Source organism: Gilliamella sp. Bif1-4, assembly GCF_001690535.1.
Lineage (GTDB): Bacteria > Pseudomonadota > Gammaproteobacteria > Enterobacterales > Orbaceae > Gilliamella > Gilliamella bombi.
Genome location: NZ_LZHC01000029.1, coordinates 1 through 8,788 on the forward strand (window position 1 = coordinate 1; position 8,788 = coordinate 8,788).

Consider the following 8,788-nt stretch of genomic DNA (forward strand, 5'->3'; position numbering starts at 1 on the left):
AAATCTTTGATTTTGAAAAAGATTTAGACGAGCCTTATCCGTACAATAAATTCAAATGCCATAAGCGATGCGATATTTTTGATTTGTAAGCCTAATTAAATTAATGTACCTTACTGACTATTTAGAAAAAACCAAAACAATATGAAAAAGATAATAACAATTTCCCTAATCTGTTTTTTTGCTTGGGTATCAAACAGCCAACCCACTTTCGCTGAAGCAAAAAACAAAGACAAAAAAATACAAATAATCAACAAATTAAAACAACAAAATATCGTTCCAGGTAAAATTTATTTTCAACATGATTTTATGCTTTTCCTTGATAATGAAGACAGTTACCCTGAAAAAAATTTATTTTCATCACTTGTTGGTCTAGAAACCAAACCAAGAATGTATAGAGAGGGGATTCAAAGTATTGCACAGGTGAAATTAAATAAAAACTATCAATATAATGATGTATGGCAACGTAAGCGAAATATTATTGAAATAATGTATCCAACAGACTCTTTTCAATCACTAGAGGATGGTATCTATTTTTATACGCTAGATGAACATAAGCAATTACATCAGCAAGCTTCATTTGAAGAGGTATTTGAGTTACCTTGTTATTTGAGAGTTGAAAAAAAACACGGCATTGTAGTCAGTATTCAAAAAAGACCTTTAGCATTAATTAGTCATTATACCTATGATTACTGGCCAAATAATAATATAAAGCAGTTTAATATAGAAAAATACGATAATAATCATAATATTATTTATACCTCTGAAATTGAGTTTAATGAAAATACGGGACTCATGACTAAAGCGATTAAAAAAAATATCAAAACAGGACGTTATTTGATTGAGTCTTATATTAGACAAGATGATATCTATGAAATTGATGATTATTTTGATGGAAAAGGAATCAAAACCAATCATGTAATTCGTCATGACGATTCAAACCGTGTAGAAAATCAAATATTAAATAAAGATGGCAAAGTGATTAAAACTAAACGTTGGGAGCCGGAAGAAATCTTTGATTTTGAAAAAGATTTAGACGAGCCTTATCCGTACAATAAATTCAAATGCCATAAGCGATGCGATATTTTTGATTTGTAAGCCTAATTAAATTAATGTACCTTACTGACTATTTAGAAAAAATCAAAACAATATGAAAAAGATAATAACAATTTTCCTAATCTGTTTTTTTACTTGGATATCAAACAACCAACCCGCTTTTGCTGAAGCAAAAAATAAAGTCCAACAAATAACAAAAAAATTAAAAGCACAAGGTATTGTGCCGGGTAAAGTTTATTTTCAACATGATTTTATGCTTTTTCTTGATAATGAAGACAGTTTGCCTGAAAAAAATTTATTTTCATCAGTTGGCGTTTTAGAGACCAAATCGAGAATGTATAGAACGGCAATTCAGAATATTTCTCAGGTGAAACTAAATAAAAACTATCAATATAGTGATATATTTCAGCGCGAGCGAAATATTATTGAAATATTATATCCGACTGATTCTTTTCAATTACTAGAGGATGGGGTTTATTTTTATACGCTAGATGAGCATAAACAATTACATCAGCAAGCTTCTTTTGAAGACGTATTTGAATTGCCTTGTTATTTGCGGGTGGAAAAAAAACACGGCATTGTAGTCAGTATCCAAAAAAGACCGTTAGCAGCAATTACTCACTATACCTATGATTACTGGCCAAATAATAATATAAAGCAATTTAATTTAAAAATGTATGATAATAATCATAATATTATTTATACCTCTGAAATAGTGTTTAATGAAAATACGGGACTCATGACCAAAGCGATTAAAAAAAATATCAAAACAGGACGTTATTTGATTGAATCTTATATTAGACAAGATGGTATTTATGAGATTGATGATTATTTTGATAAACAAGGTATTAAAACAAATCATGTTATTCTATATAAAAGACCAAACCGTGTAGAAAATCAAATATTAAATAAAGATGGCAAAGTGATTAAAACTAAACGTTGGGAGCCAGAAGAAATCTTTGATTTTGAAAAAGATTTAGACGAGCCTTATCCGTACAATAAATTAATCATGAATGTCGAAAAAAGTCATTTCCTGTTAAAAGATGCTATGTTTGAACAAGGATTAGGCGAAAGTCGTCAATATGACAGCGAAGCGACCAACAGAGTAAAGTATTTAGGAATTCAGCCTCATCAGGTCTATTACCATAAATTACCCTTCCCCGGCTTTATGGCCGAGCGTTACAAAAACTTCCCTCATCAAGCGCCATTAAGCTTAATTGAAGCTGAAAATCAATTGCCACGGGATAAGTATAGCGATTTAATTCAGGTGGAAATGGGGGATAACTACCAATATAAAAAGATTATTAAAACCAAATGGCAACAATCGGCAATTTCATTGCCATTAACACAATTTAAAGACTTAGAAAATGGCGTATATTTTTATGTCATGGCGGATAAAGAGCAATTAACCCCATTAAAGGGTGTAGAGCAAGCAGTTAGTTTACCTTCCTATATTCGTGTTGAGAAAGTGATGGGAAAAATTGTCGCTATCGTACAAAAAACACGTGTCCAGTGGCTAACAACGGAATTTGATTACAAAAAAACCGCGCCGATTCGCAGTAAATTAACTGTGCTTGAAAGCCACTTAGTGCCAAAGTTAGTGATAGAAACTGAGTATGAAAAAGGCAGTTATTTACCGCTAACCCAAGTTATCAAAAATGCCCAAGGGACCACCATCAGAACCTTTGTTCGCGGTAAAAAGAAAAACATTGGGGCGATATTAGAAAGATTTAATGGCCAGGGGATAAAAACCAACCATATTGAGATATCGAATGATGGCGATATTGAAAACCAATATCTCAATCACAAAGGTAGCATAGTATTGACTACTGATGAAATTGAAGACAAGGATAATCCACAACTCTATGACAATTTACCATTTAACCCAGATGGCTTTGAGATGATACTGTTTGAACATTTTGATGATAAACGTGAGCACTAAACGATAAAACGTTTAATAAGATGAGGCGATGCCACAAATGATGGTTAGTGATACAAAATAACTAAGGATAATATGAAACATTTAGTAAAAATTTTTTTATTGTGGGCATGCATGTTTCAATGTGTTTTGGCGCAGGTAAAAATAAACAATCACCAAATACAAATAATTAAAGCACAAGGCATTATGCCAAATAAAGTTTATTTTCAGCATGATTTTAGACTTTCTTACAAGATCGAAAATAGCATTCCTAAAAAAAATTTATTCACATCAGTGAATGGTTTAGAAAACCATCCAGATATGTATATGATGGCAATTCAAAATATTTCTCAGGTAAAATTAAATAAAAACTATCAATATATTCATGTAGTTCAACGAGAGCGAAATATTATTGAAATAATGTATCCAACCGACTCTTTTCAATCACTAGAAGATGGGGTTTATTTTTATACGTTAGATGAACATAAACAATTACATCAGCAAGCCTCATTCGAGGATGTTTTTGAATTGCCTTGTTATTTACGGGTTGAAAAAAAACAGGGTATTGTTGTCAGTATCCAAAAAAGGTGTTTAGCAGCAATTACTCATTATGTCTATGATTATTGGAGCAATAACAATTTGAAACATCTTAGAATAGAAATGTATGATACTGATCATAATATTATTTATTCTTCTGAAATATGGTTTGATGAAAATACAGGTTTAATGACTAAAACTATTAGAAAAAATATCAAAACAGGTAGTTTTCTCATTGAATCTTATATTAGACATGACGGGATTTATGGGATAGGTGAATATTTTGATAATCAAGGCGTTAAAACGAATCATGTAATTCACTATAAGAATTCATTTCGTGTAGAAAATCAGGTATTAAATAAGAATGGCAAGGTAATTAAAACTAATAATATAGAACCTGAATTATTTGATTTCCAAAAAGATTTAGACGAGCCTTATCCGTACAATAAATTAATCATGAATGTCGAAAAAAGTCATTTCCTGTTAAAAGATGCTATGTTTGAACAAGGATTAGGTGAAAGTCGTCAATATGACAGCGAAGCGACCAACAGAGTAAAGTATTTAGGAATTCAGCCTCATCAGGTCTATTACCATAAATTACCCTTCCCCGGCTTTATGGCTGAGCGTTACAAAAACTTCCCTCATCAAGCGCCATTAAGCTTAATTGAAGCTGAAAATCAAACGCCACGGGATAAGTATAGCGATTTAATTCAGGTGGAAATGGGGGATAACTACCAATATAAAAAGATTATTAAAACCAAATGGCAACAATCGGCAATTTCATTACCATTAACACAATTTAAAGACTTAGAAAATGGCGTATATTTTTATGTCATGGCGGATAAAGAGCAATTAACCCCATTAAAGGGTGTAGAGCAAGCAGTTAGTTTACCTTCCTATATTCGTGTTGAGAAAGTGATGGGAAAAATTGTCGCTATCGTACAAAAAACACGTGTCCAGTGGCTAACAACGGAATTTGATTACAAAAAAACCGCGCCGATTCGCAGTAAATTAACTGTGCTTGAAAGCCACTTAGTGCCAAAGTTAGTGATAGAAACTGAGTATGAAAAAGGCAGTTATTTACCGCTAACCCAAGTTATCAAAAATGCCCAAGGGACCACCATCAGAACCTTTGTTCGCGGTAAAAAGAAAAACATTGGGGCGATATTAGAAAGATTTAATGACCAGGGGATAAAAACCAACCATATTGAGATATCGAATGATGGCGATATTGAAAACCAATATCTCAATCACAAAGGTAGCATAGTATTGACTACTGATGAAATTGAAGACAAGGATAATCCACAACTCTATGACAATTTACCGTTTAACCCAGATGGCTTTGAGATGATACTGTTTGAACATTTTGATGAAAAAAGTAAGCACTAAACGATAAAACGTTTAATAAGATGAGGCGATGCCACAAATGATGGTGATAAAGTGATATCCGTCTCAACAAAAATTAGGGTGTTTGATAAAGGCGTAGCACGCATCGGGGATATGGTGCTGTGTAATTATTAATCGGCAATATCAAATTTTAAATAAAGATAATCAGGTTATCGCGGAGGGTAAAACCGATGCGCAAGGCAAAACCGACATAGTCAACACCGGCTATGAAGAAGCCGAGGTTAGATTTAGATATAAAAAAGAGTAGAGGATAGCGCTATGTCTTGGGCAACGACACAATCAGTTACTTCCCCTCGTCATTCATCAAAAGTCACCACCAAAGTTAAGGCGGGGGCAAGAAAAGTAGAAACGATTTTAATCCGTAGAATCCCGGTCAATTTGCTGGTTTTTGAGGTTGGACATTTTTGGGTTGAATTTTTACATGAAGATGAAGCAGAAATAGATGAGCCAATGCAAGCTATTCGTCAACAGGGTTTAAAAGAAAAAGATATCGTGGATGAAAAGGGGGAGCCATTGCAAATCTCAACCAAAGCTAATGGATTTAGGGAAAGTTATGGTTGGTACCCAGCAGGGATGCCTTTTCAACCGTTGAATATTTTCAATGACAAAAGAGTGATATCTAGTGATGGAACATTAAATGGCGACCATGAAAAAAGAAGAAAAAAAGATAACAACAAAAAATTGACTGAATTGACCCCGATACAAGACCGGCAGGCAGGGCGCAAAACCAATCATAATGAGCATTCTAGCCGGGCCTTCGACCCACATCAAAATGGACACTTTCATGAGGGAAAAATTAAATTTACTACGTCTCCCTATGTCTTGCCGGGAGATAGTCGAACGGATGAAGAGATATTTAATGAGATAAGAGCCTATGTGCAGAAATTTGATAGTGAAGGGGAAGAATGGAGCTGGGCTAATGACAGTTATAAGGAGACCAATTGCCATACCCTTTTATTTTTACTATTAGCTCATTGTAATTTAGCTGATCCGGAATGCATTGGAATCGAACTAGATAGGCATTTTATACGTTATAAAGCGTCTTTGGATAAACAAATTAATGATGGCGAAGAGAAAACCAAAAAAAGAATTAATTTAATAAAAAAGTTATCAAATATATCTAAAAAAGCTAAGACAGAATAATACAGATGTTGAAGTTAAATTTAAAGGAGTAAAGATAATATGAAATATTTAGTAAAAATATATTTGACCTTTTTTTTATTATGGGTGGGAGTGGTTCAAGGTATTTTAGCAGAGGAAAAAATGAATAATCAACAAATACAAATGATTAAAAAATTAAAAGAACAAAATATTGTTCCAGGTAAAATTTATTTTCAACATGATTTTATGCTTTTTCTTGATAACGAAGAAAGTTATCCAGAAGAAGAGTTATTCTCCTCAGTAAGAGGTTTAGAAAATCACCCTGATATGTATGAAATAGCAATTCAAAGTATTGCTCAGGTAAAATTAAATAAAAACTACCAATACATTGATGTAGTACAGCGCAAGCGAAATATTATTGAAATATTATATCCAACCGACTCTTTTCAATCGTTGGAAGATGGGGTCTATTTTTATACGTTAGATGAGCATAAACAATTACATCAGCAAGCTTCTTTTGAAGACGTATTTGAATTGCCTTGTTATTTGCGTGTAGAAAAAAGACAGGGGATTGTCGTCAGCGTCCAAAAAAGACCTTTATCAACAATTAATCATTATACTTATAGTTATTGGTTAAATAACAATTTAAAACAACTTAAAATAGAATTATATGATAATGATCATAATATTGTTTACTCTGCCGTGGTATCTTTTGACGAAAAAACAGGTTTAATGACTAAAGCAATTAGAAAAAATATAAAATCTGGAAATTCTGTTATTGAATCTTATATTAGACAAGATGGTATCTACGCAATTGATGATTATTTTGATAACCAAGGAATTAAAACTAATCATGTGATTCGTTATGAAAAACCAAAGCGTATAGAAAATCAAATATTAAATAAAGATGGTAAAGTAATTAAAACTAAAAATCGAGCTCCAGAAGAATTATTTGATTTCCAAAAAGATTTAGACGAGCCTTATCCGTACAATAAATTAATCATGAATGTCGAAAAAAGTCATTTCCTGTTAAAAGATGCTATGTTTGAACAAGGATTAGGCGAAAGCCGTCAATATGACAGCGAAGCGACCAACAGAGTAAAGTATTTAGGAATTCAGCCTCATCAGGTCTATTACCATAAATTACCCTTCCCCGGCTTTATGGCCGAGCGTTACAAAAACTTCCCTCATCAAGCGCCATTAAGCTTAATTGAAGCTGAAAATCAAACGCCACGGGATAAGTATAGCGATTTAATTCAGGTGGAAATGGGGGATAACTACCAATATAAAAAGATTATTAAAACCAAATGGCAACAATCGGCAATTTCATTGCCATTAGCACAATTTAAAGACTTAGAAAATGGCGTATATTTTTATGTCATGGCGGATAAAGGGCAGTTAACCCCATTAAAGGGTGTAGAGCAAGCAGTTAGTTTACCTTCCTATATTCGTGTTGAGAAAGTGATGGGAAAAATCGTCGCTATCGTACAAAAAACACGTGTCCAATGGCTAACAACGGAATTTGATTACAAAAAAACTGCGCCGATTCGCAGTAAATTAACTGTGCTTGAAAGCCACTTAGTGCCGAAGTTAGTGATAGAAACTGAGTATGAAAAAGGCAGTTATTTACCGCTAACCCAAGTTATCAAAAATGCCCAAGGGACCACCATCAGAACTTTCATCCGCGGTAAAAAGAAAAACATTGGGGCGATATTAGAAAGATTTAATGACCAGGGGATAAAAACCAACCATATTGAGATATCGAATGATGGCGATATTGAAAACCAATATCTCAATCACAAAGGTAGCATAGTATTGACTACTGATGAAATTGAAGACAAGGATAATCCACAACTCTATGACAATTTACCATTTAACCCAGATGGCTTTGAGATGATACTGTTTGAACATTTTGATGATAAACGTGAGCACTAAACGATAAAACGTTTAATAAGATGAGGCGATGCCACAAATGATGGTTAGTGATACAAAATAACTAAGGATAATATGAAACATTTAGTAAAAATTTTTTTATTGTGGGCATGCATGTTTCAATGTGTTTTGGCGCAGGTAAAAATAAACAATCACCAAATACAAATAATTAAAGCACAAGGCATTATGCCAAATAAAGTTTATTTTCAGCATGATTTTAGACTTTCTTACAAGATCGAAAATAGCATTCCTAAAAAAAATTTATTCACATCAGTGAATGGTTTAGAAAACCATCCAGATATGTATATGATGGCAATTCAAAATATTTCTCAGGTAAAATTAAATAAAAACTATCAATATATTCATGTAGTTCAACGAGAGCGAAATATTATTGAAATAATGTATCCAACCGACTCTTTTCAATCACTAGAAGATGGGGTTTATTTTTATACGTTAGATGAACATAAACAATTACATCAGCAAGCCTCATTCGAGGATGTTTTTGAATTGCCTTGTTATTTACGGGTTGAAAAAAAACAGGGTATTGTTGTCAGTATCCAAAAAAGGTGTTTAGCAGCAATTACTCATTATGTCTATGATTATTGGAGCAATAACAATTTGAAACATCTTAGAATAGAAATGTATGATACTGATCATAATATTATTTATTCTTCTGAAATATGGTTTGATGAAAATACAGGTTTAATGACTAAAACTATTAGAAAAAATATCAAAACAGGTAGTTTTCTCATTGAATCTTATATTAGACATGACGGGATTTATGGGATAGGTGAATATTTTGATAATCAAGGCGTTAAAACGAATCATGTAATTCACTAT

The 8,788-nt window shown here is 32.7% G+C and carries 6 protein-coding genes; all 6 read left to right on the forward strand.

Features of this window, described 5'->3' with window-relative positions:
* Window positions 1–141 precede the first annotated feature (141 nt).
* Entirely contained in the window at window positions 142–1,095 is a 954-nt protein-coding gene (locus A9G25_RS05900; RefSeq protein WP_065625643.1) for a hypothetical protein, read from the forward strand.
* 52 nt (window positions 1,096–1,147) lie between these two features.
* Window positions 1,148–2,995, forward strand: a complete 1,848-nt coding sequence (locus A9G25_RS05905) for a hypothetical protein (protein WP_065626171.1) — start codon at window positions 1,148–1,150, stop codon at window positions 2,993–2,995.
* A gap of 72 nt (window positions 2,996–3,067) precedes the next feature.
* Window positions 3,068–4,897 (forward strand): hypothetical protein, encoded by a 1,830-nt coding sequence (locus A9G25_RS05910; RefSeq protein WP_065626172.1) that lies wholly within the window; start codon window positions 3,068–3,070, stop codon window positions 4,895–4,897.
* 276 nt (window positions 4,898–5,173) lie between these two features.
* Window positions 5,174–6,058 (forward strand): hypothetical protein, encoded by an 885-nt coding sequence (locus tag A9G25_RS05915; protein ID WP_065626173.1) that lies wholly within the window; start codon window positions 5,174–5,176, stop codon window positions 6,056–6,058.
* Between the two features lie 39 nt (window positions 6,059–6,097).
* Complete coding sequence (locus tag A9G25_RS05920) at window positions 6,098–7,951, forward strand: hypothetical protein (RefSeq protein ID WP_065626174.1); 1,854 nt, start codon at window positions 6,098–6,100, stop codon at window positions 7,949–7,951.
* A 72-nt stretch (window positions 7,952–8,023) separates the two neighbouring features.
* On the forward strand, window positions 8,024–8,788 hold a 765-nt coding region (locus A9G25_RS05925), incomplete at its 3' end, for a hypothetical protein (protein WP_141675015.1).